This window comes from Caballeronia sp. GAWG2-1, assembly GCF_023631405.1.
Lineage (GTDB): Bacteria > Pseudomonadota > Gammaproteobacteria > Burkholderiales > Burkholderiaceae > Caballeronia.
In genome coordinates this window covers 1-24,705 of record NZ_JALQDD010000019.1, presented here as the reverse complement: position 1 = coordinate 24,705, position 24,705 = coordinate 1, and the positions used below count along the sequence as shown (strand labels likewise).

The window sequence follows — 24,705 nt, the reverse complement described above, 5'->3', positions numbered from 1 at the left end:
TCCAAGGAATTTCTTACCTCGTGCCAGCTTTCCCCGAGCCCCTGCTAGAGCTTCGCGACGTCGATTTCGGTTACGGTAATCGGCCCGTTCTCTCGAACCTGAACATGCGTTTCACGCGTGGTCAGGTGGTTGCGGTCATGGGTGGCTCCGGCTGCGGCAAGACGACAACCTTACGGTTGATCGGCGGGCTGGTGAAAGCCAGCCGCGGTCAGGTGCTGTTCGCGGGCAAGGACGTCGGCACGCAATCGCGCGATGGTCTTTACGCGCTGCGCCGCCGGATGGGCATGCTGTTTCAATTCGGCGCGCTGTTCACCGACCAGACCGTGTTCGAGAACGTCGCGTTTCCGCTGCGGGAACACACGGATCTGCCGGAAGAGCTCATCCGCGATCTCGTCCTGATGAAGCTCAACGCGGTCGGCCTGCGTGGCGCGCGCGATCTCGCGCCGTCGGAGATTTCCGGCGGCATGGCGCGCCGCGTCGCGCTTGCCCGCGCCATCGCGCTCGATCCCGAACTGATGATGTACGACGAGCCGTTCGCCGGTCTCGATCCCATCTCGCTCGGCATAACCGCGCAACTCATCCGTACGCTCAACGACGCTCTCGGCGCCACGTCCATTCTCGTTTCGCACGATGTGCCCGAGTCGTTCGCCATTGCGGACTACGTGTACTTCGTCGCGAACGGCGGCATTCACGCGGAAGGCACGCCGGAGCAATTACGCGCGTCGGAAGACCCGACCGTGCGTCAGTTCATCGACGGCACGCCGGACGGTCCCTTCAAGTTTCATTACGCGAGCCAGCCGCTCGCGGCGGATTTCGGCATCGGAGGGAAAGCATGATCAGCGCACTCGGACGCTGGGTGCTCGACGGTTTCGGAACCGCCGGTTATGCAATGCGCATGCTGTTGCGCCTCGTACTCGAATTCTTCCCGCTTTTGCGGCGGCCGCGTCTCGTCACGAAGCAAATTCACTTCGTCGGCAATTATTCGCTTGTCATCATCGCGGTGTCGGGCCTGTTCGTCGGCTTCGTACTCGGGCTGCAGGGTTATTACACACTGAACCGCTATGGTTCGGAGCAGGCGCTTGGACTGCTCGTCGCGCTTTCGCTCGTGCGCGAGCTCGGGCCGGTCGTCACGGCGCTGTTGTTCGCCGGCCGCGCGGGTACGTCGCTGACCGCCGAGATCGGTTTGATGAAGGCGGGCGAACAACTCACGGCAATGGAAATGATGGCCGTCGATCCCATGAAAGTGGTGGTCGCGCCGCGCATGTGGGCGGGCATCATCGCCATGCCCGTGCTGGCGGCCATTTTCAGCGCGGTCGGCATAATCGGCGGGTATGTGGTCGGCGTGTTGCTGATCGGCGTGGATTCCGGCGCGTTCTGGTCGCAGATGCAAGGCGGCGTGGACGTGTGGCGCGATGTCGGCAATGGCGTCATCAAGAGCATCGTGTTCGGCTTCGCGGTGACGTTCATCGCATTGTTCCAGGGCTACGAAGCACGGCCTACGCCGGAAGGCGTGTCGCGCGCGACCACGAAAACGGTCGTGTACGCGTCGCTCGCGGTGCTCGGCCTCGATTTCCTGCTGACCGCGTTGATGTTCAGCTGATGTCCAGCTAATGAACCAAATGCAAAACGCCCGCGAGGGCGTGGGCGTTGTGAAGGGCACAGACCTCACACGCGCTCTGCGACAAGATTCTCTTTGGGAAGACGATGAAAAAGACTGCTCTCGACTTTTGGGTCGGCCTCTTCGTGGTGCTCGGTTTCGTGGCGCTGCTGTTCCTTGCGCTGAAGGCGGGCAACATGAGTTCGCTGTCGTTCCAGCAGACCTACGCGGTGAAGCTCAAGTTCGACAACATCGGCGGCCTTAAGGCGCGCGCGCCGGTCAAGAGCGCGGGCGTGACGGTCGGGCGCGTCGGCTCGATCAGCTTCGATGGAAATACGTATCAGGCGGTGGTCGCCATCGACATCGACAAGCAATATCAATTTCCGAAAGATTCGTCCGCCAAGATTCTGACTTCCGGTCTGCTCGGCGAGCAGTACATCGGCTTGGAGCCGGGCGGCGACGATCAGATGCTCAAGAATGGCGACACCATCACGATGACGCAGTCCGCCGTGGTGCTGGAAAATCTGATCGGACAGTTCCTCTATAACAAGGCAGCGGATTCCGGCGCGTCGAAATCCTCGGCGGCGCCGGCGGCAACGGCAGCTCCCGCACCGGCATTTCCGGGTGCGGCAAGCGCGATGGGCGCGAGCGCAGCCTCGGGTACGGCTCAATAAGGAGAAACAACATGCACTCGACAGGGATGCGGCGCGCAATCGTTCTAGCGGCAACGGTGGGCATGTTCGGCGGGTGCGCGACAGTGACCACTCCGACCAAGGGCGATCCCTTCGAGAGCTACAACCGGACGATGTTCACGATCAACGACAAGGTCGATCAATACGCGTTCAAGCCGGTGGCGCAGGCTTACGTCTGGGCCGTCCCGGAACCCGTGCGCAACAGCGTCACGAACTTCTTCTCGAATATCGGCGATGTCTACATCGCGGCGAACAATCTTCTGCAACTGAGAATCGCGGATGGCGTGTCGGACATCATGCGCGTCGCGATCAACACGGTGTTCGGCGTGGGCGGTCTGTTCGACGTGGCGACCATCGCCAAGCTGCCGAAGCATTCGGGCGACTTCGGTCTCACGCTCGGCCACTACGGCGTGCCGCCTGGCCCGTACGTCGTGCTGCCGCTCCTTGGACCAAGCACCGTGCGCGATACCGGCGGCCTCGCGGTCGATTATTTCGGTAATCCGCTGAGTTACGTGCAGCCGGATTCCGTGAGCTGGGCCTTGTACGGCGTAAATCTCGTGAACACGCGCGCGAACCTGCTGGATGCATCCGACATTCTTTCGGATGCCGCGCTCGACAAATACTCTTTCGTTCGTAACGCTTACCTGCAGCGGCGGCAATATCTGATTACCGGTGGCGAAGGCAACTCGCCCGATTACAGCGAAGCGCCGCTTCCAAACTACGATGCGGAAGGCGCGGAAGCCGCGACTCCGGCGGGCGCTTCGGCCACGGCGGTTCCGTCCGAAGCGGCATCGGGCGCGACACCTGCTTTTGGAGCCGCTGGCGCGCCGCGCGCAGCGAGCGACACGGGCAATAACACGGTTCCGGGACATCAGTACGTTCCGCCGCGCGCGCCGGGATTCCCTTCGTTCCGCTTGCGTTGAGCGGACTGGCGCTAACGGCCGGTAAAATACTTGGCAGCATTTTTTACAGTTTGACAGGCGCGCGGTCTGAACTCGTTCTAGCCAGCGCGCTCAAACTCAAGCCCCTTTTTTTGCAGGATCTGCGATGAAAAATATCTTTTTGCTTCCCATCTTCGCCATGCTGATCGCGTTCTGCGGCGCGGCGTCGGCGCAATCCGTCGACTCGAGCGCGCCCGACGTGATGATCAAGACCGTCACGCAACAAGTGCTCGACGACATCAAGTCCGACAGCAAGATTCAGTCGGGCGACATCCAGCGCATCACTGAACTCGTCAATCAGAAGATCCTGCCGTACACGGACTTCACCCGTACCACGCGTCTCGTGATGGGGCGCAACTGGAACACGGCAACGCCCGAGCAACAAAAGCAGATCGTCGAGCAATTCAAGATGCTGCTCATTCGCACGTATTCGGGCGCGCTCGCTCAGGTTCGTAACCAGACGGTGCAGTACAAGCCCTTCCGCGCGTCGCCGGAGGACACGGATGTCGTGGTCCGCTCGGTCGTGATGAATAACGGCTCGCCGATCGAACTCGACTACCGCCTGTACAAAACGCCGCAAGGCTGGCGCGTGTACGACATCAACGTGCTCGGCGCATGGCTGATCCAGGCGTATCAGCAACAGTTCAACGAGCAGATTTCGCAGAATGGCGTGGCTGGCTTGCTGCAATTCCTCACGCAGCGTAATCAGCAACTCGCGAACGGCAAGGCATCGTGAGCACGCAGGCAAATGCGCAAGTCGCGGGCGGCCGCTTCCAAACGGCCGCCACGCTGACCCACGAAAGCGCGAAGGCTGCGCTCGACGCGGGTTTGTCGCGTATCGCGGCGGGTGCAACCGAAGTCGACTGCGCGCCGCTCACGCATTTCGATTCATCCGCGCTCGCCGTGCTGCTTGCATGGCAACGCGCCGCCACCGAGCGCGGCACGGCGCTTGGCGTCGTGAATGTTCCTTCCAAGCTTGCCAGTCTCGCGCAAGCTTACGGCGTCGACACGCTGCTCTCCTTCCGACATTGATCCTGTCCTGACGCCATATCAGGTGCGGCAACCAGGCATGCGTTGCCGCGATCAGGATCGCTCCGAAGTCGGCTCCATCCGGTTTGCCCTATAATCAAATGCTTTTTCGGGCCCGCACCCGGCAATTTTTCGATCGAGCCCGGGTCCGTCAAGCGTTATCCGCACAATCGAGGCGCGGCCACACGAGGCACGCGCACTGTCAATGTCAGCCATAGAAATCCGAAACGTCAGAAAGCGCTACAAGCAGCTTCAGGCGCTCAAAGGCGTGAGCCTCACGGTTGAAGAGGGCGAATTCTTCGGCTTGCTCGGCCCCAACGGTGCCGGCAAGACCACGCTGATCAGCATCCTTGCCGGACTCGCGCGCGCCGATAGCGGCACGGTGTCCGTGCGCGGCCACGATGTCGTGAGCGACTTCCGCGCGGCGCGCCGTGCGCTTGGCGTGGTGCCGCAAGAACTGGTGTTCGATCCGTTCTTCACCGTGCGCGAGGCTTTGCGAATTCAGTCGGGCTATTTCGGTTTGCGCAAGAACGACGACTGGATCGACGAAGTCATGGCCAATCTCGATCTCACCGAGAAAGCGGACGTCAACACGCGCGCGCTCTCGGGCGGCATGAAGCGACGCGTGCTGGTGGCGCAGGCGCTGGTGCATCGGCCGCCGGTGATCGTGCTCGACGAGCCCACGGCGGGCGTCGATGTCGAACTTCGTCAGACGCTCTGGAAGTTCATCTCGCGATTGAATCGCGAAGGGCACACCATCGTGCTGACCACGCATTACCTCGAAGAAGCCGAAGCGCTGTGTGATCGTCTCGCCATGCTTCGTCGCGGTGAAGTCGTGGCGCTCGAGCGCACGAGCACGCTTCTGCAACGCTTTTCCGGTCTGCAACTTTATCTGCGCTTTTCAAGCGGCTCGCTGCCTGTGGAATTGCGTCCGCTGGAAGTCGATCCGCACGCGGTGTCCGGCATGCAGCATCTGCTGCGCCTTTCGAGCTACGACGATGTCGAGCCGATTCTTGCGAAGTGCCGCGCGGCCGGTTGCGCGCTGGATGAAATCGAGGTTCGCAAAGCCGATCTCGAAGACGTGTTCGTGCAAGTCATGAACGAACCCGACGTGGTCGAGGGACTTTCATGAGCGGCTTTCAGACGTTGTTCTACAAGGAGCTTTTGCGCTTCTGGAAGGTATCGTTTCAAACGGTGCTCGCGCCGGTCGTCACGGCGTTGCTGTATCTGACCATCTTCGGTCACGCGCTTTCCGGGCACGTACAAGTTTATGCTGGCGTTGGTTATACGAGCTTTCTCGTGCCCGGCCTCGTGATGATGAGCGTATTGCAGAACGCGTTTGCGAATAGCTCGTCGTCGCTGATTCAATCGAAAATCACAGGCAATCTCGTGTTCGTGCTGTTGCCGCCCATTGCGCATTGGGAAATGTTCTTTGCGTATGTTTTGGCATCGGTGGCGCGTGGACTTTGTGTCGGGCTCGGCGTTTTCGTCGTGACGATATGGTTCGTCCCGATGTCTTTTTCCGCGCCGTTCTACATCATTGCGTTCGCGATCCTCGGTTCGGCAATCCTCGGTACGTTGGGTTTGATTGCCGGCATCTGGGCAGACAAGTTCGACCAGTTGGCCGCGTTTCAGAACTTCCTGATCATGCCGCTCACGTTTCTTTCCGGCGTGTTCTATTCGACGCATACGTTGCCGCCGGTTTGGCGCGCGGTGTCGCATCTAAATCCGTTCTTCTACATGATCGACGGTTTTCGCTACGGCTTTTTCGGTCTTTCGGACGTGAATCCGCTGGTGAGCATGGGTATCGTCGCTGCATTTCTGGCCGTGCTCGCGCTCATTGCCGTGCGTCTGCTCGCGAGCGGCTTCAAGCTGCGTCACTAATTCTTTAGGAGACTTTCATGTTGCCGACTCCCGAGCAAGTGAAGGACTACATCGCTGGCGGCCTCGCCTGCCAGCATCTCGAAGTCGAAGGCGATGGCCAGCACTTCTTCGCGACCATCGTGAGCGACGCGTTCGTCGGCAAGCGGCTGATCGCGCGGCATCAACTGGTCTATGCGGCGCTTGGCGAGCGCATGCGCGAAGAAATTCACGCGCTCAGCATGAAGACGCTTACGCCCGACGAATTCAAAGCCGCGTAAATACGCGACATTCGTAGCAATACGCAACACGCAACATCCCGTAACACCCGGCAACACCGGCAGGAAACAGTGCGAATCATTCAAGACAACCGCGGCGCCGAAAGCGGCTCCGCAGCAGGACGCTCGGTCGAAGGACACGTCATCATGGATAAACTGGTCATCACGGGGGGCGCGAAGCTCTCCGGCGAAATCACCGTATCGGGCGCGAAGAACGCGGCTCTGCCGATTCTGTGCGCAAGCCTTCTCACGGCCGACGACGTCCATCTGTCGAATGTGCCGAATTTGCAGGACACGCGCACGAAGCTCAAATTGCTGCGCCAGATGGGCGTGCACTCCGAAGCGTCGAGCGATGGCCGCGTGACGCTCAACGCATCGAAAGTGGACAACCTCGTCGCGCCGTACGAAATGGTCAAGACCATGCGCGCGTCGATCCTCGTGCTCGGTCCGCTCGTCGCGCGCTTCGGCGAGGCGAAGGTATCGTTGCCCGGCGGCTGCGCAATCGGCGCGCGTCCGGTCGATCAGCACATCAAGGGTCTGCAGGCGATGGGCGCCGAGATCAATATCGAGCACGGCTTCATCGAAGCGCGCGCGAAGCGTCTGAAGGGCGCGCGCATCGTCACCGACATGATTACCGTCACCGGCACCGAAAATCTGCTGATGGCGGCAGTGCTCGCGGACGGCGAGACGGTCATCGAAAATGCCGCGCGCGAGCCGGAAGTTACCGACCTCGCGCATTTGCTCGTGAAGATGGGCGCGAAGATCGATGGCATCGGCACGGATCGGCTTGTCATCGAAGGCGTCGAGAAGCTGCACGGCGCGAAGCATAGCGTGGTGCCGGACCGTATCGAAGCGGGCACGTTCCTGTGCGCGGTCGCGGCCGCGGGCGGCGATGTCACGCTGCGCAACGTCACGCCGTCGCTGCTCGATGCCGTCACCGCCAAGCTGCGCGAAGCGGGCGTGAGCATCGAGGAAGGCGACGACTGGATGCGCGTGCGCATGAACAAGCGCCCCGAAGCGGTCAACATCCGCACGTCCGAATATCCGGCGTTCCCCACTGACATGCAGGCGCAATTCATGGCGCTGAACACTATTGCCAAGGGCACGTCGCAAGTCGTCGAGACGATCTTCGAAAACCGCTTCATGCACGTGCAGGAACTGAACCGGCTTGGCGCGAGCATTACCATCGACGGCAACACGGCGCTCGTCTCGGGCGTGGACATGCTGTCGGGCGCCAAGGTCATGGCGACCGATCTGCGCGCGTCGGCAAGTCTCGTGATCGCGGCAATGTGCGCCGATGGCGAAACGCTCATCGACCGCATCTATCACCTGGATCGCGGCTACGACCGCATGGAGTCGAAGCTGACGGCGGTCGGCGCGCGGGTGAGCCGTATCAAGGGCAGCGGGAGCGAACAATGAGTTCGTTGCCGCAGACGTCGTCCTCGCTTGCCGCCAATGCGCCGCTGACGCTCGCGCTGTCGAAAGGGCGTATCTTCGAGGAGACGGTGCCGCTGCTCGCCGCTGCCGGCGTGGAGGTCGTGGAAGATCCGGAAAGCTCGCGCAAGCTCATTTTGCCGACGACGAATCCGAACTTGCGCGTGATCATCGTGCGGGCCACCGACGTTCCTACCTACGTCGAATACGGCGCGGCCGATTTCGGCGTGGCGGGCAAGGACGTGTTGATCGAGCATGGCGGAAGCGGGCTTTATCAGCCGGTTGATCTGAACATTGCGCGCTGCCGGATGTCGGTGGCCGTGAAAGCCGGCTTCGATTACGCGAACGCGGTGCGTCAGGGCGCGCGTCTGCGTGTCGCAACGAAATATACGGAGACCGCGCGTGAGCATTTTGCGGCGAAGGGCGTGCACGTCGATCTGATCAAGCTTTACGGTTCGATGGAACTGGCGCCGCTCGTCGGTCTGGCCGATGCCATCGTCGATCTCGTCAGTTCGGGCGGCACGCTGCGGGCGAATAATCTGGTCGAGGTTGAAGAGATCATGCAGATTTCGTCGCGCCTCGTCGTGAATCAGGCCGCGCTCAAGCTGAAGCGCGCGGCGCTCAAGCCGTATCTCGACGCTTTCGAGCGCGCATCGGCAGGAACGGATAATTAGGGCAGCCGCGTAGTCGCGCGGCGAGCCACAGCAAACGGAAAACCAGCATGTCTATCAAGATTCGCAAACTCGATTCCAGCACCGACGGTTTTCAGAAAGCTTTGCGCGCGGTTCTCGCATTCGAGGCGAGCGAGGACGAAGCAATCGAGCGCTCGGTCGCGCAAATTCTCGCGGATGTCAAAGCGCGCGGCGATGCCGCCGTGCTCGACTACACCAACCAGTTCGATCGTCTGAAGGCGCACAGCGTCGCGGCGCTCGAATTGCCCGTGGCGGAACTGGAAGCCGCGTTGGAAGGGCTGGAGCCGAAACGTCGCGCGGCGCTCGAAGCAGCGGCTGCTCGCGTGCGCGGATATCACGAGAAGCAACGCATCGAATGCGGCAGTCATAGCTGGCATTACACCGAAGCCGACGGCACGGTGCTCGGCCAGAAGGTGACGCCGATCGATCGCGCGGGCATCTACGTGCCGGGCGGGAAGGCGGCGTATCCGTCGTCCGTGCTGATGAACGCCATTCCGGCGCGCGTCGCGGGCGTCAAGGAAATCGTGATGGTCGTGCCGACGCCCGATGGCGTCAAGAACCCGCTCGTGCTCGCGGCGGCGCTGCTCGGCGGCGTGGACCGCGTGTTCACCATCGGCGGGGCACAGGCGGTTGGCGCGCTGGCGTACGGGACCGAATCCGTGCCGGCGGTCGACAAGATCTGCGGGCCGGGCAACGCGTATGTCGCATCGGCGAAGCGGCGCGTGTTCGGCACGGTCGGTATCGACATGATCGCCGGGCCGTCCGAGATTCTCGTCATCTGCGACGCCACCACCGACCCGCGCTGGGTCGCGATGGACCTGTTCTCGCAAGCCGAACACGACGAACTCGCGCAATCCATTCTGCTGTGTCCGGACGCGACGTTCATTCGGCGCGTCGAAGAAGCCATCGCCGAATTGCTGCCGGCCATGCCGCGCCGCGAAGTCATTCAGCGCTCGCTCGAAGACCGCGGCGCGCTCATCAAGGTGAAGGACATGGCCGAAGCGTGCGCGATCGCGAACGATATCGCGCCCGAGCATCTGGAGATTTCGGCGCTCGATCCGCATCAGTGGGCTGCGCAGATCCACAACGCGGGCGCCATGTTCCTCGGCCGCTACACGAGCGAAAGCCTCGGCGATTACTGCGCGGGCCCGAACCACGTGTTGCCGACTTCACGCACGGCGCGCTTCTCGTCGCCGCTCGGCGTGTACGATTTCATGAAGCGTTCGAGTGTGATCGAAGTGAGCGCGGAAGGCGCGCAGACGCTCGGCGAGATCGCGGCGGAACTGGCTTACGGCGAAGGCTTGCAAGCGCATGCGAAGAGCGCGGAGTATCGGATGAAAAACGTCGGCTGAATCTGGCCGGCTTAGACGACCAAGGCGGCCTGAGAGCCGCCATATGTCCGGCGCAAAGACGTCGGCAACATCATGACCACACCTCAAGACATCCTGCGTCCCGACGTCCTTTCCATGACGAGCTATCCCGTGGCCGATTCCACGGGCTTGATCAAGCTCGACGCGATGGAAAACCCGTACTCCTTGCCCGCCGATCTCGCCAAGCGTCTTGGCGAACATCTCGCGGGCGTGGCGCTGAACCGTTATCCATCGCCGCGTCCGGCGGATCTGCTCGCCAAGATCAAGCGTGCAATGAAGGTGCCGGAAGCCTGCGACGTGCTGCTCGGCAACGGCTCGGACGAACTGATCAGCATGATGTCGATGGCGTGCGCCACGCCCGGCGCGAAAGTCGTGGCGCCGGTGCCGGGCTTCGTGATGTATCAGATGTCGGCGAAGTTCGCGCAGCTCGAATTCATCGGCGTGCCGCTCAACGCGGACTTCACGCTAGACGCAAACGCGCTCATCGCGGCTATCGACGAACATCAGCCCGCGCTCGTTTATCTCGCGTACCCGAACAATCCGACCGGCACGCTTTACGCCGATGCCGACATCGAGCGCGTGATCGCGTCGGCGAAGAAGAGTCTCGTGGTCATCGACGAGGCTTATCAGCCGTTCGCGGAAAAGACGTGGCTGCCGCGCGCGGCCGAGTACGACAACGTGGTCGTCATGCGCACGGTGTCGAAGCTCGGACTTGCGGGCATCCGGCTTGGTTATCTGGTCGGTCTGCCCGCGTGGACCATGCAATTCGACAAGGTGCGCCCGCTGTACAACATCAACGTGCTAACGCAGGCAACCGCTGATTTCCTGCTGGATCATCTCGATGTCCTCGACGCCCAGGCCGCCGATCTGCGCGCGCAGCGCGCCGTCCTCGCGCGCGAAGTCGCCGCGCTGCCCGGCATGACGGTGTATCCGAGCGCGGGCAACTTTCTGCTCGTGCGCGTGCCGGATGCCGCCGTCGCGTTCGAAACCCTGCTGACTTCGCGGGTTCTCGTCAAAAACGTGAGTAAAATGCATGCTTTGCTGGCAAATTGCGTGCGTTTGACGGTCGGCACGGCCGAGGAAAACGCGCACATGGTCGCGGCGCTCAAAAAGCTCGCGCTCAACTAAATCCCCACTCTTCGAAAGCCTCAAGGAAACACCATGCGCATTGCGGAAGTCGTTCGCAACACCAGCGAAACGCAGATCCGTGTGAAGCTCGATCTGGACGGCACCGGCAAGCAGAAGCTCGCCACCGGCGTGCCGTTTCTGGATCACATGCTCGATCAGATCGCGCGACACGGCCTGTTCGATCTCGAAGTCGAAGCGCATGGCGACCTCCATATCGACGATCACCACACCGTCGAAGACACCGGTATCACGCTGGGTCAGGCGGTGGCGAAAGCCATTGGCGACCGCAAGGGCATTCGCCGTTATGGCCACTCGTATGTTCCGCTCGATGAAGCGCTGTCGCGCGTCGTGATCGATTTCTCCGGCCGTCCGGGCCTCGAATTCCATGTGCCGTTTACGCGCGCGCGCATCGGTACGTTCGATGTCGATCTCACCATCGAATTTTTCCGTGGCTTCGTGAATCACGCGGGCGTGACACTGCACATCGACAATCTGCGCGGCATCAACGCGCATCATCAGGTCGAGACCGTGTTCAAGGCGTTCGGCCGCGCGTTGCGCATGGCCGTCGAAGCCGACGAACGCGCCGCAGGACAAATTCCTTCCACCAAAGGCAGTCTCTGATCAGCCCGTTCCAAGCGACGCAGCAATGCGTCGTGCACGAAAGGCTCGCCCGCGATGGATCTCTTCAAGTCGTTCATATCCTTGCTCGCGCTGATCAATCCGGTCGGCGCGATACCGTTTTTTCTTAGCCTGACCGCGCAACAATCCGATCTCGAAAAGCGCAACACCATCCGCGTGGCGTCGATCTCGGTGTTCTGCGTAATCGCGATCACCGCGCTGCTCGGGCAGCAGATCATCGCGTTCTTCGGCATTTCGGTCGGCTCGTTCGAAGTCGGCGGCGGGATCATCATGCTGCTCATGGCGATCAGCATGTTGAACGCGCAAGTCGGCAACGCGCGCTCGACCGTCGAAGAGCGCATGGAAGCCGAGGAGCGCAATAGCGTTGCCGTTGTGCCGCTCGCGATTCCGCTGCTCACCGGGCCGGGATCGATTAGCACCGTGATCGTCTATGCTGCAAATGCGCAGCACTGGTACGACCGCTTCGGGCTCGTCGTGCTGGGCGCGATCATCGCGGCGTTGTGTTTCGGCGCGTTGAATCTGGCCGAGCCGATCGCGCGCTGGGTCGGGCGCACGGGTATCAATATCGGCACGCGTCTCATGGGTTTGATGTTGTCCGCGCTGGCGGTGGAGTTCATCGTCAACGGGTTGAAGGCCTTGATGCCATCTTTGAAATGAAAACTTCGATAGCGATTGTTGATTACGGAATGGGCAACCTGCGCTCGGTGTATCAGGCGCTTAAGAAGGCCGCGCCCGACGCCGACGTGGCGATCGTCGATCAGCCCGAGGCCATTCGCGCGGCGGATCGTATCGTGCTGCCGGGTCAAGGCGCGATGCGCGATTGCATGGGCCATTTGGGCGCGTCGGGCTTGCAGGATGCGGTGATCGAAGCGTCGCGCAACAAGCCGATGCTCGGCGTTTGCGTCGGCGAACAGATGCTGTTCGACTGGAGCGAAGAAGGCGACACGAAGGGCCTCGGGCTTTTCCCCGGCAAGGTCGTGCGCTTTCAACTCGAAGGCCAGTTGCAGGACGACGGCTCGCGCTTCAAGGTGCCGCAAATGGGCTGGAATCGCGTGCGTCAGACGCAAGCGCATCCGGTGTGGGACGGCGTGGCGGATGGCGCGTTCTTCTACTTCGTGCATAGTTACTACGTCGTGCCGGACAACCCGGCGCACACTTCGGGCGAAACCGTTTATGGTTCCGCGTTCACATCGGCGGTGGCGCGCGACAACATCTTCGCCACGCAATTCCACCCCGAGAAGAGCGCCGACGCGGGCTTGCGGCTGTATCGCAACTTCGTTCACTGGAACCCGTAAAGCGCGCAACCGGGCGTTGCAATACTTGTACTACACTAGCGAAGCGGCCCGCTGTAAGGCACCGAGACCTCACGCGCGGCCGTTTCGATCAACTCAATCCAGAAAATACGCGATACCTATGCTGCTCATTCCGGCCATCGATCTCAAAGACGGTCAGTGCGTGCGCCTCAAACAAGGCGATATGGACCAGGCGACCATTTTTTCAGAAGATCCGGCGGCAATGGCCCGGCACTGGGTCGACCGAGGGGCGCGCAGACTACACCTCGTCGATCTGAACGGCGCCTTCGCGGGCAAGCCGAGGAACGGCGACGCTATCCGCGCAATCATCGACGAAGTGGGTAGCGAGATTCCCGTGCAACTAGGCGGCGGCATACGCGACCTGAACACCATCGAGCGCTATCTCGACGACGGTCTCTCGTTCGTCATCATCGGCACGGCGGCGGTGAAGAATCCCGGCTTCCTGCAGGATGCGTGCAGCGCGTTCGGGGGGCATATCATCGTCGGGCTCGACGCCAAGGACGGCAAAGTCGCCACCGACGGCTGGAGCAAACTGACCGGCCACGAAGTAGTGGATCTCGGGCGCAAGTTCGAAGACTACGGCTGCGAGTCGATCATCTACACGGACATCGGGCGCGACGGCATGCTTCAGGGCATCAATATCGACGCCACCGTGCGGCTCGCGCAAGCCGTGAAGATTCCCGTGATCGCGAGCGGCGGACTGTCGAGCATCGCGGACATCGAGTCGCTCTGCGAAGTCGAGGGCGAAGGCATCGAAGGCGTGATCTGCGGTCGCGCCATCTATTCCGGCGACCTGGACTTCACTTCCGCGCAAACGCGCGCGGATGCGTTGCGCGAAGCGGACGGCGCCTGAGGCTCTTTCGGGCGCGAGCACGTTGCAGCACGCCGGGCGGCGGCTCTTGCCGCCCTTCATTCGTTTTGGACCTGCAGTGGCGGAACATGGCTCTCGCTAAACGCATCATCCCCTGTCTCGACGTGACCGCCGGGCGCGTCGTCAAAGGGGTCAACTTCGTCGAACTGCGCGACGCGGGCGATCCCGTGGAGATCGCGCGACGTTACGACGACCAAGGCGCGGATGAACTCACGTTCCTCGACATCACCGCGACTTCCGACCAGCGCGACCTCATTTTGCCGATCATCGAATCGGTCGCGTCTCAGGTGTTCATTCCGCTGACCGTCGGTGGCGGCGTGCGCGCCGTCGAAGACGTGCGGCGCCTGCTCAACGCCGGCGCGGACAAGATCAGCATGAATTCGTCGGCGGTGGCGAATCCGCAACTCGTACGCGATGCATCCGACAAGCACGGTTCGCAATGCATCGTCGTTGCCATCGACGCCAAGCGCGTTTCCGCCGATGGCGAGCCGCCGCGCTGGGAAGTGTTCACGCACGGCGGGCGCAAGGCAACGGGCATCGACGCGATCGAATGGGCGCGCAAGATGGCCGAATTCGGCGCGGGCGAAATTCTGCTGACCAGCATGGATCGCGACGGCACCAAGTCCGGCTTCGACCTCGCGCTCACGCGCGCCGTGTCGGACGCCGTGCCCGTGCCGGTGATCGCTTCGGGCGGCGTCGGTACGCTCAAGCATCTGGCGGATGGCATCACGGAAGGCCGCGCCGACGCCGTTCTGGCCGCGAGCATCTTTCACTATGGCGAACACACGGTCGGCGAAGCCAAGCGCTTCATGGCCGAGCAAGGCATTTCGGTGAGGAATTGACGGTGACGGATCAAGCCGATTGGCTCGACAAGGTGAACTGGGACGCGAACGGCCTCGTGCCGGTGATCGCGCAGGAAGCGTCGAGCAACGACGTGCTCATGTTCGCCTGGATGAATCGCGAGGCGCTCGCCAAAACCATCGAACTGAAGCGCGCCGTCTATTTTTCGCGTTCGCGTCAGCGCCTGTGGTTCAAGGGCGAGGAATCGGGGCACGTTCAGCATGTGCACGAGGTGCGGCTCGATTGCGACGAAGACGTCGTGCTGCTCAAAGTCGAACAGGTATCGGGGATCGCGTGCCACACCGGCCGTCATTCCTGCTTTTTCCAGAAATTCGAAGGAACGGCGCAAGACGGCGCGTGGGTCGCAGTCGAGCCGGTTCTGAAAGACCCCGAAAGTATTTACAAATGACGCAAGCCACCACGCAGGACACGCTGCTGCGCCTCGCCGCGGTTATCGACGGTCGAAAAGGCGGCGATCCGGAACAATCCTACGTTTCGCGACTCTTTCATAAAGGTGACGACGCGATCCTGAAGAAGATCGGCGAGGAAGCGACGGAAGTCGTGCTCGCCGCGAAGGATGCGCGCCACGGCGGCGCGCCGAAAGCGCTCGTCGGGGAAGTCGCCGACCTGTGGTTCCATTGTCTCGTGATGCTGTCGCATTTCGACCTGAGCCCCGCCGACGTGATCGCCGAGTTGGAACGGCGCGAAGGTTTGTCGGGTATCGAAGAAAAAGCGCTGCGCAAAACGCGCGAGCGCGAGCAAAACGGCAGCTGACGAGACGCCCATTGCGAAGGAGGGCCCCGTGAATACGCCTCACGAACAGTACCCGCCGCCGGTGTATCAGAATCAGCTCGACCCGCAGCGGCTGAGCAGCCTCAAGACGCTCACGCATGTCTTGTATGCGCTTTACGCGCTCTATTGGCTGACGGGCGGGTTGACCGTGCTCGTCGCGATCATCATCAATTATCTGAAACGCGGCGATACCGTCGGAACGCCTTACGAAGCCCATTTCACCTGGCAGATCCGCACGTTCTGGTGGGCTGTCCTCGGACATCTGGTCGGCGCGGCGCTCATTTTCGTCGGGATCGGCTTCGTGATTCTTTTCGCGGTCGGCATCTGGACGCTTTATCGTGTCATCAAAGGTTGGCTGTATCTTTATGAAGGAAAAACGTTCGACCCACGCGCGTGGTTTTGAACGGCAACACCTGGCAACAGGAGACACGGGAATTTCATGAGCCAAGACAACTGCATTTTCTGCAAGATTGCGTCAGGACAACTGCCAAGCACGAAGCTCTATGAGGACGACGAGTTCGTCGCCTTCAACGACATCAATCCGGCCGCGCCGGTTCACGTGCTCGTCATTCCCCGGAAGCACATCGAAACGCTGTCGCACTGCACGGAAAGCGACGCGCCGCTGCTTGGTAGAATGGTAAGTCTCGTTGGTCGTCTGGCAAAAGATCTCGGCGTCTCCTACACGGGCGGCGAGACGGGATTCCGGACGGTGATCAACACGGGGCCGGGCGGTGGACAGGAGGTTTATCACATCCACGCGCATTTGCTGGCAGGAGAGCGTCCGTGGCGCCGGATGGGCTGAAAACCGCAAATTTTGTCGGCAAACGCCTTTCCATTGCAATATTGGACGCGCAGAATCGGTATTCATAGCCGAAGTGACTTTTTCGGCGCGGGCCGCAAGGCCGATCTTCCGTTCGCACAAAGCCGTTGCGGCGGAATTACGGAGAATTTTCATTCATGGGTTCGTTGAGCATTTGGCATTGGTTGATTGTCCTTTTGATCGTGGCGCTCGTCTTCGGCACGAAGAAACTGCGCAACATCGGTGGCGATTTGGGCGGCGCGGTCAAGGGCTTCAAGGAAGGCATGCGCGATGGTGAGCAGCCGGCTTCGACCACCGATCCGCGCGAACTGCCGCGCAACGGTGCGGTTGACGTGGAAGCGAAGGACAAGACCCGTTCGGGCGACTATCGCTAATCCGGTCATCGACCGCAATCTTTCACTTACTCTTCAATGCTCGATCTCGGTCTGACCAAAATGGCGCTGATCGGCGTCGTGGCGCTCGTGGTGCTCGGGCCTGAGCGCCTGCCCGGGGTTGCGCGCACGGCCGGCGCACTTTTCGGGCGCGCGCAGCGCTATATCAACGACGTCAAATCCGAAGTGGCGCGCGAGATGGAACTCGACGAGCTGAAGAAGATGCGCACTGACTTCGAAACCGCTGCGTCGAACGTCGAAACGTCCATTCACGACAACCTGAAGCGCCACGAAGCCGAATTGAACGACGCGTGGAGTCAGGGCACGTCCGTGTCGCCGAGCGTCGCGAGAGAAGAGGCCGAGGCGATCGGCGGCAGCGCGGCGGTCACGGACAAACCGTGGATGCGCACATCGGGCATCCGCGCCGCGCGCAAGAACTGGCGCGTCAAACAAAGCGCCATCCCCAACTGGTACAAGCGAACGAATCTGCGCCGCACGCGGGTTCAATCTGGCGCGGCTCGCGTTGCGCGTCATACGCCAGAAACCTTGCGCCGCCCGACCCGGTTTTTCTGATCCGGGCCACTTCCTTTCATCGATGATCCATACCGAGGGCCGGCGTGAGCGACCCGCTACAAAATAAAGACGAGCCCGTCGAAGAGACGTTCATTTCGCATCTGGTCGAATTGCGTGACCGCATCATTAAAGCGGGCGCTTCGGTTATCGTGGTGTTCGTATCGCTGGTGTATTGGGCGCCGGACATCTTTAAGTTACTGGCCCGGCCGCTGATGCAGAACCTGCCGGCCGACGGCAAGATGATCGTCACCGACGTGACCGGCTCGTTCTTCGTGCCCATGAAGGTGACCATGCTCGTCGCCTTCGTCATCGCGCTGCCGCTTGTGCTGTATCAGCTTTGGGCGTTCGTGGCGCCGGGTTTGTACCAGCACGAGAAGAAGCTCGTCGCGCCGCTCGTGTTCAGCAGCTACGCGCTCTTTCTTTGCGGCATGGCTTTCGCGTATTTCGTCGTGTTTCCGACCATCTTTCGCGTGATGGCGCATTACAACGCGCCGCTCGGCGCGGAGATGACCACGGATATCGACAACTACCTGAGCTTCGTGCTCACGATGTTCCTCGCATTCGGCGTAACGTTCGAAGTGCCGATCGTCGTCGTGTTGCTGGCGCGCATGGGTGTCGTGTCCATCCAGAAGCTCAAGCAGATTCGCCCGTATGTGATTGTCGGCGCGTTCGTCATTTCGGCGGTCGTTACCCCGCCAGACGTTTTCTCGCAGCTGATCCTGGCCATTCCGCTCATCATTCTTTACGAAGCGGGGATTATTGCGGCGCGGCTGGTGGTTGGAAAGCAGCCAATCAAAAGCGAAGAGGCAACGGCCGAGTAGGTGCGGCGTATTGCCGCGGCAGTGAAATGTCGGATGCGCAAAAAAGGCAGCTTCGATTACCGAAGCTGCCTTTTTGTTTTCAACGGAGAACCGAGTTTATTCGTCGCCCTGATCGTTTCCTTGATCCTCGTCTTCCGGTAACTGTGGCGCGCGCGGTTGAGCCGGGCGCTTGCCGATAGTCACGTTGATATCGAGTTCCTTGTTCTTGCGCATTAAATGAACCTTCACCGACGTGCCCGGTTTGATCTGCGCGACCACGTTCAGGAGGCGCGTGGTGTCGGTGATAGTGTCGTCGTTGATGCTGACGAGAATGTCGCCCGGCTTGATGCCTGCCTTGTCCGCCGGGCCGCCTTGCAGCACCCCGGCCACGATGGCGCCAGATTTTTGGTCGAGCCCGAACGATTCCGCGATCTCCGGCGTCACGTCCTGCGGCTCCACGCCAATCCAGCCGCGCGTGACCGTGCCCGTCGTGATGATGCTCTCGAGCACGCTGCGCGCCGTCGACACCGGGATCGCAAAGCCGATTCCCAGTGAGCCGCCGCTGCGCGAATAAATCGCCGTGTTGATGCCGAGCAGATTGCCGTTCACGTCGACGAGCGCGCCGCCCGAGTTGCCGGGGTTGATTGCCGCGTCGGTCTGAATGAAGTTCTCGAACGTGTTGATGCCGAGGTGATTGCGCCCGAGCGCGCTCACAATGCCCATGGTTACCGTCTGCCCGACGCCGAACGGATTGCCGATAGCCAGCACGACATCGCCGACGCGCGTTTGGTCCATGCGGCCGAGCGTGATGGTCGGCAGATTCGTCATGTTGATCTTGAGCACGGCAAGATCGGTTTCCGGATCGACGCCGATTACCTTCGCGCTGGACGTGCGGCCGTCGGCAAGCGCGACTTCGATTTGATCGGCGCCATCGACGACATGCTGGTTCGTTAGAATGTAACCTTCCGAGCTGACGATGACACCCGAGCCGAGATTCGACGCTGGCGGCTCGTCACTCTTGCGCTTGTTTTTATCGCCGAAGAAGTAGCGGAACAGCGGGTCTTTGGCGCGCGGGTCCGGCGGCAGATTGCCGTCCTTGCTGGAAAAGACGTTGACCACAGCGGGCATGGCCTTTTGCGCGCCTTCGGCATAGGAAGATTGAAGCGGTCGCGAGCCTATGCTCGGCGCCACTTCCTGCAGCGCGACTATTGGTTCGGCGAGTTGCTTGCCGAATTGGCCCTGACGTTGAAGCCACTGCGGTTTCAAGGTCGCGATGATGAACATCAGGGCCAAAAACACGGTGACCGCTTGGGCAAAAAATAGCCAGAAGCGTCTAAGCATTTGAAGGGATAGAGGAATTCATGGATCGGATCGAACTCGAATTGTATCTGAACAATCTGCTGGAAATCGGCCGCTTCAAGGACTATTGCCCGAACGGTCTACAGGTGGAAGGCGCGCGCCGGGTTCAGAAGATCGCAACCGGCGTGACGGCCTCGCTCGCCTTTCTCGAAGCCGCGCTCGAGTGGGGCGCGGACACGGTACTCGTGCATCACGGCTACTTCTGGCGCAATGAGGCGCCGCAGTTGACGGGACGCAAGTATCAGCGAATCCGCACGCTTATCGCCAACGATATCAACCTGTTTGCCTATCATTTGCCGCTCGATTCGCATCCGGAGTTCGGCAACAACGCGCAGCTCGGCGCGCGCCTCGGCTTGATCGCGGACGGCCGTTTTGCAGGCCAGGATCTCGGGTGGATCGCGCCGCTTACCATGCCGCTTTCGCTCGAACATTTCACTGCAACGGTCGAAAACGCGCTCGGCCGCAAGCCGCTCGTATTCGGCGATTCAGACCGCGAACTGCGGCGCGTCGCGTGGTGCACGGGCGGCGCGCAAGGATACTTCGAAGAAGCCATCGCGGCGGGCGCGGATGTCTACGTCAGCGGCGAAGTATCCGAGCAGACCATGCACATTGCGGCGGAATCGGGCGTGGCCTACATCGCGGCTGGCCATCACGCGACCGAGCGCTACGGCGTCCAGGCGCTGGGTAATCACCTGTCGGAAGAATTCGACATCGAGCATGTGTTTATCGATATCGACAATCCGGTATAAATGTTTTGCGCCGATTATCGTTTTAATCGGCCTTGCAGTTGCCTTAAATGATTGCTTCACAAGATGGCGCGAAAACGTGCGGGAAAACCCGGAAAGAACAATCACTTGGAGTGATTTTTCCTATTCGGGCCTTGTAAATGCCAACTCCATTCGCGCACACTAGCGACGGAACACTGATGTGACGGTATAAATCCAACTCAGAAGTGGGGCGTGTGATGCGAGACAAGGACGATAAGCACGATGGGCGCGTTGACGGTAGCCGCCGTACCTGGCTGATAGCGACGACCGTAGCAGGTGGTGTCGGAGGTGTAGCAACAGTAATTCCGTTTGTAGGGTCGTTCGCTCCGTCGGAAAAGGCGAAGGCGGCAGGCGCGCCGGTCGAGGTCGATATCAGCGGACTCAAGCCCGGCGAAATGATGACCGTCGCGTGGCGCGGCAAGCCTGTGTGGATCGTCAACCGCACCGACGAGATGCTTTCGGACGTCAAGAAAGCCGACACCGAAGTGGCCGATCCGAAATCGAAGATGGAATTCTCGATGCCGTTGCCGGAGTACTGCAACAACGAGTTCCGTTCCCGCACCGATCACAAGAACATTTTCGTGGCGGTGGCCGTGTGCACGCATCTGGGCTGCACGCCGACCCCGCGTTTCACCGAAGGCGCCCAACCCAATCTTCCCGATAACTGGCCCGGCGGTTTTCTCTGCCCGTGCCACGGCTCGACCTATGACATGGCGGGCCGCGTCTTCAAGAACAAGCCCGCGCCGCAAAATCTGGACGTGCCTCCGTACATGTTCACTTCCGCGACGCAACTCGTGATCGGCAAGGACGAAAAGGGAGAGGCTTAATGGCGACCGCAGACAAGGATGTGGAGACGACGGGCCTGATCGGCTGGATCGACCGGCGCTTTCCGCTCACCGCGACGTGGAAGCAGCACGTTTCCGAGTACTACGCGCCGAAGAACTTCAACTTCTGGTACTTCTTCGGCTCGCTCGCGCTGCTCGTGCTCGTGCTTCAGATCGTCACGGGCATCTTTCTCGTCATGAACTACAAGCCCGATGCGACGCTCGCGTTCGCATCGGTCGAATACATCATGCGCGAGGTGCCGTGGGGCTGGCTCATTCGCTACATGCATTCGACAGGCGCTTCGATGTTCTTCGTCGTCGTCTATCTGCACATGTTTCGCGGGCTGATGTACGGCTCGTATCGCAAGCCGCGCGAACTGGTGTGGATTTTCGGCTGCGCAATTTTCCTGTGCCTCATGGCCGAGGCGTTCTTTGGCTATCTTCTGCCGTGGGGGCAGATGTCGTTCTGGGGCGCGCAGGTGATCGTGAATCTGTTCTCGGCGATTCCCTTCATCGGCCCGGATCTGTCGCTCTGGATTCGCGGCGATTACGTCGTGTCGGACGTCACGCTGAACCGGTTCTTCGCGTTCCATGTGATCGCGATTCCGCTCGTGCTGATTGGCCTCGTCGTGGCGCATCTGGTCGCGCTGCACGAAGTCGGCTCGAACAACCCGGACGGCATCGAGATCAAGGCGAAGAAGGACGCGAACGGCATTCCTATCGATGGCATTCCGTTCCATCCGTACTATTCGGTGCACGACTTCCTGGGCGTGTCGGTCTTCCTTCTGATCTTCGCGGCGATCATTTTCTTCGCGCCGGAGATGGGCGGCTACTTTTTGGAAGCGAATAACTTCGTGCCGGCCAATCCGTTGCAGACGCCGCCTGAAATCGCGCCAGTCTGGTACTTCACGGCTTTCTACGCGATGCTTCGCGCCACCACCGATCCGTTCAAGATCGTGCTGATGGTCATCATCGCGCTGCTTGGCCTCTTTGCGCTGTTACGCGCGCGTGGCAAATGGCGGATCGGCTTGCCGGTGCTCTCGCTCGCCGTGATCGTCTTCATGGCGCTGACAGAGTCGAAATTCTGGGGCGTGGTGGTCATGGGCACGGCGGTCGTATCGCTCTTTTTCCTGCCCTGGCTCGATCGCAGTCCGGTGAGGTCCATTCGCTACCGGCCGTTTTTCCATAAAGTGTTCTACGGCATCTTCGTGGTCGTGTTCCTCGTGCTGGGCTTCTTGGGAACGAGGCCGCCGTCACCGGTGGGGACGCTGATCGCGCAGGTCTGCGCACTGATCTACTTTGCGTTTTTCCTCGGCATGCCGTTCTGGACGCCGCGCGGCAGATTCAAGACGCCGCCCGAGCGAGTGACTTTCAAACCTCACTGAGCACTCGTCCGGAGACAAACACAATGAAAAAATGGCTCGGTTCCCTGGCAATCATCGGTGCGGCGATGTTCGCGTTCGGCGCGAGTGCGCCGGCGTACGCGCAGGAAGAAGCGGTGCTCGACCGCGCGCCCGATAACGCGGACAATTTTGCTTCGTTGCAGCACGGCGCCCAAATCTTTGTAAACTACTGCCTGAATTGCCACAGCGCCAATCTCATGCGGTACAACCGGCTGACCGACCTCGGCATCACGCCACAGGACGTTCAGGAAAACCTGCTGTTTTCGACAGACAAGATCGGCAACACGATGTCCATTGCAATGCGCCCGGAAGACGCGAAAGCGTGGTTCGGCGCGTCGCCGCCGGACCTGTCGGTCGAAGCGCGGGCGCGTGGCAAGGACTGGTTGTACACGTACTTGCGGGGGTTTTATCGCGATCCGGCGCGGCCGACCGGCTGGAACAATCGCGTGTATGAGAATGTCGGCATGCCGCACGTGCTGTGGACGATGCAGGGTATCCGCGATGCAAAATTCGAAACCGAAACCGACGAGCACACCGGCGAAAAGGTAAAGAGATTCGTGGGTTACACTCAGGTTAGCCCGGGTTCCATGTCCTCCGTGGATTATGATAATGCTGTGGCCGATCTGGTTTCGTACCTCTCGTGGATGTCCGAACCCGCCCAGCAGACTCGCAAGCGCCTCGGCGTATGGGTCCTGCTGTTCCTGGCGTTGTTGAGTTTCCTCGCATGGCGCCTGAACGCGGCATACTGGAAAGATATTAAATAGCGCCCTAGACGGCGTGGGTCGGCACGACGGCGTTTCCCCGGGAAGCGTCGCGGCCGGCCTTTCGAGTTTACTGAAGGAACTTTAAAGACATGATGGTTCTGTATTCCGGCACTACTTGCCCGTTCTCCCAGCGCTGCCGGCTGGTGTTGTTCGAAAAGGGCATGGATTTCGAGATTCGCGACGTCGATCTGTTTAACAAGCCGGAAGACATCGCGGTCATGAACCCATACGGTCAGGTGCCGATCCTCGTCGAGCGCGACCTGATCCTGTATGAATCGAACATCATCAACGAATATATCGACGAACGGTTCCCGCATCCGCAGCTCATGCCGGCCGATCCGGTGCAACGCGCCCGCGCGCGCCTGTTCCTGCTGAACTTCGAGAAAGAATTGTTCGTGCACGTCGGCACGCTCGAAAACGAGAAGGGCAAAGCCGCTGAGAAGAACCACGAGAAGGCGCGCAGTGCAATCCGCGATCGTCTTACGCAGCTCGCGCCTATTTTCCTGAAGAACAAGTACATGCTCGGCGAAGAATTCTCGATGCTCGACGTGGCCATCGCGCCGCTGTTGTGGCGTCTGGACCATTACGGCATCGAGTTGTCGAAGAATGCTGCGCCGTTGATGAAGTACGCCGAACGCATTTTCAGCCGTCCGGCCTATATTGAAGCGCTGACGCCTTCCGAAAAGGTGATGCGTCGATAGTTTGCGGGCATCGGAGCGCGGCGGTGCGCATTTCGCCCCCCCCGCTCCTGTAGAGGAAAGTTGATGCAAGAGATTTCCACCAAGCCGTATCTGCTGCGCGCGCTCTATGAGTGGTGCACGGATAACGGGTTCACCCCACACATCGCGGTGCGGGTCGACGGCGCCACACGGGTGCCGCGTCAGTTCGTGCGTAACGACGAAATCGTGCTGAACATCAGTTTCGAGGCGACGAGCCAGCTTCAGATGGGCAACGAATGGATCGAATTCAGCGCGCGTTTCTCGGGTAAGTCGCACAAGATCGAAGTGCAGGTTACGAACGTGCTGGCCATCTATGCACGAGAGAACGGGCAGGGAATGGCGTTCCCGGTCGAGCCTTCATCGCAAACGGCTATCGACGCGTCGGGCGCGAACACCGCGCCGCATCCGGTCGAGCGAGACGAAAGTATCGTGGAAGACGCGGTAGAGGAACTGTCCAACGCCGACGGGACTTCGTCGAGCGACGACGTTTCGGCAAGCTCGGATGACGATGCTTCAAAATCATCTGGGCGATCGCACCTTAAAGTCGTCAAATGAAGTAGAATTCCGTCCTTCGCCGGCTTAGCTCATCTGGTAGAGCAGTTGATTTGTAATCATCAGGTGGCGGGTTCGAGTCCTGCAGCCGGCACCAAGACTACGTAGACGGGTCGTGCGATGTCCGCACGACCCGTTTGGTTTGAGCGGGTTGTATGTTCCGCAGTGGTCTGAAGAAGCTGAAAGGCAAGTCAACAAGAAAAGCTTCAAATTCTTGTTGACAGTAACTGAAACGACGTACATAATCTCGTTTCTCTGCTGCAGATGCAGCGACGCA

32 protein-coding genes and 1 tRNA gene are annotated in these 24,705 nt (G+C 60.6%); 32 read left to right on the top strand and 1 reads right to left on the bottom strand.

Annotated features, from left to right (window positions below):
- Window positions 1-20: 20 nt before the first annotated feature.
- From NCR98_RS12225 to tatC, 25 genes are all read left to right on the top strand, one after another.
- Window positions 21-836: an ABC transporter ATP-binding protein gene (locus NCR98_RS12225; protein WP_244826386.1), complete on the top strand. Its 816-nt coding sequence runs from the start codon at window positions 21-23 to the stop codon at window positions 834-836.
- On the top strand, window positions 833-1,600 hold the full coding sequence (mlaE, locus tag NCR98_RS12220) for a lipid asymmetry maintenance ABC transporter permease subunit MlaE (RefSeq protein ID WP_244826385.1): 768 nt from the start codon (window positions 833-835) through the stop codon (window positions 1,598-1,600). Before NCR98_RS12225 ends, mlaE begins: the two co-directional genes overlap by 4 nt.
- Window positions 1,601-1,704: 104 nt before the next feature.
- Window positions 1,705-2,271: an outer membrane lipid asymmetry maintenance protein MlaD gene (mlaD, locus tag NCR98_RS12215; protein WP_244826384.1), complete on the top strand. Its 567-nt coding sequence runs from the start codon at window positions 1,705-1,707 to the stop codon at window positions 2,269-2,271.
- A gap of 11 nt (window positions 2,272-2,282) precedes the next feature.
- Window positions 2,283-3,212, top strand: a complete 930-nt coding sequence (locus NCR98_RS12210; RefSeq protein WP_250526313.1) for an MlaA family lipoprotein — start codon at window positions 2,283-2,285, stop codon at window positions 3,210-3,212.
- 124 nt (window positions 3,213-3,336) lie between these two features.
- The gene (locus tag NCR98_RS12205) at window positions 3,337-3,966 is read left to right on the top strand and encodes an MlaC/ttg2D family ABC transporter substrate-binding protein (protein ID WP_250526312.1); all 630 of its coding nucleotides are present in this window, start codon (window positions 3,337-3,339) and stop codon (window positions 3,964-3,966) included.
- The gene (locus tag NCR98_RS12200; protein WP_250509561.1) at window positions 3,963-4,262 is read left to right on the top strand and encodes an STAS domain-containing protein; all 300 of its coding nucleotides are present in this window, start codon (window positions 3,963-3,965) and stop codon (window positions 4,260-4,262) included. The genes NCR98_RS12205 and NCR98_RS12200 overlap by 4 nt, the downstream gene beginning before the upstream one ends.
- 202 nt (window positions 4,263-4,464) lie before the next feature.
- Window positions 4,465-5,391 carry an ABC transporter ATP-binding protein gene (locus NCR98_RS12195; RefSeq protein WP_244826380.1) on the top strand — a complete coding sequence of 309 codons (927 nt, stop codon included), beginning with the start codon at window positions 4,465-4,467 and terminating at the stop codon, window positions 5,389-5,391.
- Window positions 5,388-6,143, top strand: a complete 756-nt coding sequence (locus NCR98_RS12190; protein ID WP_244826379.1) for an ABC transporter permease — start codon at window positions 5,388-5,390, stop codon at window positions 6,141-6,143. The genes NCR98_RS12195 and NCR98_RS12190 overlap by 4 nt, the downstream gene beginning before the upstream one ends.
- A gap of 17 nt (window positions 6,144-6,160) precedes the next feature.
- Window positions 6,161-6,400, top strand: a complete 240-nt coding sequence (locus NCR98_RS12185; RefSeq protein WP_244826378.1) for a BolA family protein — start codon at window positions 6,161-6,163, stop codon at window positions 6,398-6,400.
- Between the two features lie 144 nt (window positions 6,401-6,544).
- A complete protein-coding gene (gene murA, locus NCR98_RS12180) occupies window positions 6,545-7,816 on the top strand; it encodes a UDP-N-acetylglucosamine 1-carboxyvinyltransferase (protein WP_244826377.1) in 1,272 nt (423 codons plus the stop codon).
- Window positions 7,813-8,505, top strand: coding sequence for an ATP phosphoribosyltransferase (hisG, locus tag NCR98_RS12175; protein ID WP_244826376.1), 693 nt, complete (start codon window positions 7,813-7,815; stop codon window positions 8,503-8,505). Before murA ends, hisG begins: the two co-directional genes overlap by 4 nt.
- Window positions 8,506-8,552: 47 nt before the next feature.
- The gene (gene hisD / locus NCR98_RS12170) at window positions 8,553-9,875 is read left to right on the top strand and encodes a histidinol dehydrogenase (protein WP_250509560.1); all 1,323 of its coding nucleotides are present in this window, start codon (window positions 8,553-8,555) and stop codon (window positions 9,873-9,875) included.
- A gap of 72 nt (window positions 9,876-9,947) precedes the next feature.
- A complete protein-coding gene (gene hisC / locus NCR98_RS12165; RefSeq protein WP_250526311.1) occupies window positions 9,948-11,021 on the top strand; it encodes a histidinol-phosphate transaminase in 1,074 nt (357 codons plus the stop codon).
- Window positions 11,022-11,054: 33 nt separating this feature from the next.
- The gene (hisB, locus tag NCR98_RS12160) at window positions 11,055-11,642 is read left to right on the top strand and encodes an imidazoleglycerol-phosphate dehydratase HisB (protein WP_244826373.1); all 588 of its coding nucleotides are present in this window, start codon (window positions 11,055-11,057) and stop codon (window positions 11,640-11,642) included.
- Window positions 11,643-11,696: 54 nt separating this feature from the next.
- Complete coding sequence (locus tag NCR98_RS12155; protein ID WP_244826372.1) at window positions 11,697-12,317, top strand: MarC family protein; 621 nt, start codon at window positions 11,697-11,699, stop codon at window positions 12,315-12,317.
- Window positions 12,314-12,955 (top strand): imidazole glycerol phosphate synthase subunit HisH, encoded by a 642-nt coding sequence (gene hisH, locus NCR98_RS12150; protein ID WP_244826371.1) that lies wholly within the window; start codon window positions 12,314-12,316, stop codon window positions 12,953-12,955. The genes NCR98_RS12155 and hisH overlap by 4 nt, the downstream gene beginning before the upstream one ends.
- Before the next feature lie 118 nt (window positions 12,956-13,073).
- A complete protein-coding gene (gene hisA, locus NCR98_RS12145) occupies window positions 13,074-13,826 on the top strand; it encodes a 1-(5-phosphoribosyl)-5-[(5-phosphoribosylamino)methylideneamino]imidazole-4-carboxamide isomerase (protein ID WP_244826370.1) in 753 nt (250 codons plus the stop codon).
- Window positions 13,827-13,912: 86 nt separating this feature from the next.
- Window positions 13,913-14,686 carry an imidazole glycerol phosphate synthase subunit HisF gene (gene hisF, locus NCR98_RS12140; RefSeq protein WP_244826369.1) on the top strand — a complete coding sequence of 258 codons (774 nt, stop codon included), beginning with the start codon at window positions 13,913-13,915 and terminating at the stop codon, window positions 14,684-14,686.
- 2 nt (window positions 14,687-14,688) lie between these two features.
- Complete coding sequence (gene hisI / locus NCR98_RS12135; RefSeq protein WP_244826368.1) at window positions 14,689-15,093, top strand: phosphoribosyl-AMP cyclohydrolase; 405 nt, start codon at window positions 14,689-14,691, stop codon at window positions 15,091-15,093.
- Window positions 15,090-15,458: a phosphoribosyl-ATP diphosphatase gene (locus tag NCR98_RS12130; protein ID WP_250509558.1), complete on the top strand. Its 369-nt coding sequence runs from the start codon at window positions 15,090-15,092 to the stop codon at window positions 15,456-15,458. Before hisI ends, NCR98_RS12130 begins: the two co-directional genes overlap by 4 nt.
- 28 nt (window positions 15,459-15,486) lie before the next feature.
- Window positions 15,487-15,879 (top strand): DUF4870 family protein, encoded by a 393-nt coding sequence (locus NCR98_RS12125; protein ID WP_244826366.1) that lies wholly within the window; start codon window positions 15,487-15,489, stop codon window positions 15,877-15,879.
- Window positions 15,880-15,915: 36 nt separating this feature from the next.
- Entirely contained in the window at window positions 15,916-16,278 is a 363-nt protein-coding gene (locus NCR98_RS12120) for a histidine triad nucleotide-binding protein (protein WP_250509557.1), read from the top strand.
- A gap of 155 nt (window positions 16,279-16,433) precedes the next feature.
- Window positions 16,434-16,670, top strand: coding sequence for a Sec-independent protein translocase subunit TatA (gene tatA / locus NCR98_RS12115; protein WP_250465805.1), 237 nt, complete (start codon window positions 16,434-16,436; stop codon window positions 16,668-16,670).
- Window positions 16,671-16,706: 36 nt separating this feature from the next.
- The gene (tatB, locus tag NCR98_RS12110) at window positions 16,707-17,240 is read left to right on the top strand and encodes a Sec-independent protein translocase protein TatB (protein WP_244826363.1); all 534 of its coding nucleotides are present in this window, start codon (window positions 16,707-16,709) and stop codon (window positions 17,238-17,240) included.
- A gap of 44 nt (window positions 17,241-17,284) precedes the next feature.
- Window positions 17,285-18,061: a twin-arginine translocase subunit TatC gene (tatC, locus tag NCR98_RS12105; RefSeq protein WP_244826362.1), complete on the top strand. Its 777-nt coding sequence runs from the start codon at window positions 17,285-17,287 to the stop codon at window positions 18,059-18,061.
- Window positions 18,062-18,157: 96 nt separating this feature from the next.
- Here the strand turns inward: tatC and NCR98_RS12100 are convergent, their stop codons facing one another.
- Window positions 18,158-19,381: a S1C family serine protease gene (locus tag NCR98_RS12100; protein WP_250526310.1), complete on the bottom strand. Its 1,224-nt coding sequence runs from the start codon at window positions 19,379-19,381 to the stop codon at window positions 18,158-18,160.
- A gap of 20 nt (window positions 19,382-19,401) precedes the next feature.
- On the opposite strand from NCR98_RS12100, the gene NCR98_RS12095 reads away from it, so the two are divergent.
- The 7 genes from NCR98_RS12095 (at window position 19,402) to NCR98_RS12065 (ending at window position 24,525) form a co-directional block, all read left to right on the top strand.
- Window positions 19,402-20,148, top strand: a complete 747-nt coding sequence (locus NCR98_RS12095) for a Nif3-like dinuclear metal center hexameric protein (RefSeq protein WP_250465803.1) — start codon at window positions 19,402-19,404, stop codon at window positions 20,146-20,148.
- Window positions 20,149-20,363: 215 nt separating this feature from the next.
- Window positions 20,364-20,993, top strand: coding sequence for a ubiquinol-cytochrome c reductase iron-sulfur subunit (petA, locus tag NCR98_RS12090; protein WP_244828130.1), 630 nt, complete (start codon window positions 20,364-20,366; stop codon window positions 20,991-20,993).
- A complete protein-coding gene (locus tag NCR98_RS12085) occupies window positions 20,993-22,375 on the top strand; it encodes a cytochrome b (RefSeq protein ID WP_250526309.1) in 1,383 nt (460 codons plus the stop codon). Before petA ends, NCR98_RS12085 begins: the two co-directional genes overlap by 1 nt.
- Window positions 22,376-22,398: 23 nt before the next feature.
- On the top strand, window positions 22,399-23,157 hold the full coding sequence (locus NCR98_RS12080) for a cytochrome c1 (protein ID WP_244826358.1): 759 nt from the start codon (window positions 22,399-22,401) through the stop codon (window positions 23,155-23,157).
- A gap of 89 nt (window positions 23,158-23,246) precedes the next feature.
- Window positions 23,247-23,858 (top strand): glutathione S-transferase N-terminal domain-containing protein, encoded by a 612-nt coding sequence (locus tag NCR98_RS12075; protein WP_008344155.1) that lies wholly within the window; start codon window positions 23,247-23,249, stop codon window positions 23,856-23,858.
- Window positions 23,859-23,921: 63 nt separating this feature from the next.
- Entirely contained in the window at window positions 23,922-24,431 is a 510-nt protein-coding gene (locus tag NCR98_RS12070; RefSeq protein WP_250526308.1) for a ClpXP protease specificity-enhancing factor, read from the top strand.
- Window positions 24,432-24,449: 18 nt separating this feature from the next.
- A tRNA-Thr gene (locus tag NCR98_RS12065) sits at window positions 24,450-24,525 on the top strand.
- Window positions 24,526-24,705 lie beyond the last annotated feature (180 nt).

Excerpts from the sequence above, each read along its gene's own strand:
- petA (WP_244828130.1), top strand. The coding sequence starts at position 20,364 with ATGCGAGACAAGGACGATAAGCACGATGGGCGCGTTGACGGTAGCCGC.
- NCR98_RS12100 (WP_250526310.1), bottom strand. The coding sequence starts at position 19,381 with ATGCTTAGACGCTTCTGGCTATTTTTTGCCCAAGCGGTCACCGTGTTT.
- tatB (WP_244826363.1), top strand. The coding sequence starts at position 16,707 with ATGCTCGATCTCGGTCTGACCAAAATGGCGCTGATCGGCGTCGTGGCG.
- hisB (WP_244826373.1), top strand. The coding sequence starts at position 11,055 with ATGCGCATTGCGGAAGTCGTTCGCAACACCAGCGAAACGCAGATCCGT.
- hisA (WP_244826370.1), top strand. The coding sequence starts at position 13,074 with ATGCTGCTCATTCCGGCCATCGATCTCAAAGACGGTCAGTGCGTGCGC.
- hisG (WP_244826376.1), top strand. The coding sequence starts at position 7,813 with ATGAGTTCGTTGCCGCAGACGTCGTCCTCGCTTGCCGCCAATGCGCCG.
- NCR98_RS12120 (WP_250509557.1), top strand. The coding sequence starts at position 15,916 with ATGAGCCAAGACAACTGCATTTTCTGCAAGATTGCGTCAGGACAACTG.
- mlaD (WP_244826384.1), top strand. The coding sequence starts at position 1,705 with ATGAAAAAGACTGCTCTCGACTTTTGGGTCGGCCTCTTCGTGGTGCTC.
- NCR98_RS12210 (WP_250526313.1), top strand. The coding sequence starts at position 2,283 with ATGCACTCGACAGGGATGCGGCGCGCAATCGTTCTAGCGGCAACGGTG.
- mlaE (WP_244826385.1), top strand. The coding sequence starts at position 833 with ATGATCAGCGCACTCGGACGCTGGGTGCTCGACGGTTTCGGAACCGCC.
- hisH (WP_244826371.1), top strand. The coding sequence starts at position 12,314 with ATGAAAACTTCGATAGCGATTGTTGATTACGGAATGGGCAACCTGCGC.
- NCR98_RS12095 (WP_250465803.1), top strand. The coding sequence starts at position 19,402 with ATGGATCGGATCGAACTCGAATTGTATCTGAACAATCTGCTGGAAATC.
- NCR98_RS12190 (WP_244826379.1), top strand. The coding sequence starts at position 5,388 with ATGAGCGGCTTTCAGACGTTGTTCTACAAGGAGCTTTTGCGCTTCTGG.
- NCR98_RS12195 (WP_244826380.1), top strand. The coding sequence starts at position 4,465 with ATGTCAGCCATAGAAATCCGAAACGTCAGAAAGCGCTACAAGCAGCTT.
- tatA (WP_250465805.1), top strand. The coding sequence starts at position 16,434 with ATGGGTTCGTTGAGCATTTGGCATTGGTTGATTGTCCTTTTGATCGTG.
- NCR98_RS12075 (WP_008344155.1), top strand. The coding sequence starts at position 23,247 with ATGATGGTTCTGTATTCCGGCACTACTTGCCCGTTCTCCCAGCGCTGC.
- NCR98_RS12080 (WP_244826358.1), top strand. The coding sequence starts at position 22,399 with ATGAAAAAATGGCTCGGTTCCCTGGCAATCATCGGTGCGGCGATGTTC.
- hisC (WP_250526311.1), top strand. The coding sequence starts at position 9,948 with ATGACCACACCTCAAGACATCCTGCGTCCCGACGTCCTTTCCATGACG.
- NCR98_RS12185 (WP_244826378.1), top strand. The coding sequence starts at position 6,161 with ATGTTGCCGACTCCCGAGCAAGTGAAGGACTACATCGCTGGCGGCCTC.
- murA (WP_244826377.1), top strand. The coding sequence starts at position 6,545 with ATGGATAAACTGGTCATCACGGGGGGCGCGAAGCTCTCCGGCGAAATC.
- NCR98_RS12205 (WP_250526312.1), top strand. The coding sequence starts at position 3,337 with ATGAAAAATATCTTTTTGCTTCCCATCTTCGCCATGCTGATCGCGTTC.
- NCR98_RS12085 (WP_250526309.1), top strand. The coding sequence starts at position 20,993 with ATGGCGACCGCAGACAAGGATGTGGAGACGACGGGCCTGATCGGCTGG.
- hisF (WP_244826369.1), top strand. The coding sequence starts at position 13,913 with ATGGCTCTCGCTAAACGCATCATCCCCTGTCTCGACGTGACCGCCGGG.
- NCR98_RS12155 (WP_244826372.1), top strand. The coding sequence starts at position 11,697 with ATGGATCTCTTCAAGTCGTTCATATCCTTGCTCGCGCTGATCAATCCG.
- NCR98_RS12070 (WP_250526308.1), top strand. The coding sequence starts at position 23,922 with ATGCAAGAGATTTCCACCAAGCCGTATCTGCTGCGCGCGCTCTATGAG.
- NCR98_RS12130 (WP_250509558.1), top strand. The coding sequence starts at position 15,090 with ATGACGCAAGCCACCACGCAGGACACGCTGCTGCGCCTCGCCGCGGTT.
- hisD (WP_250509560.1), top strand. The coding sequence starts at position 8,553 with ATGTCTATCAAGATTCGCAAACTCGATTCCAGCACCGACGGTTTTCAG.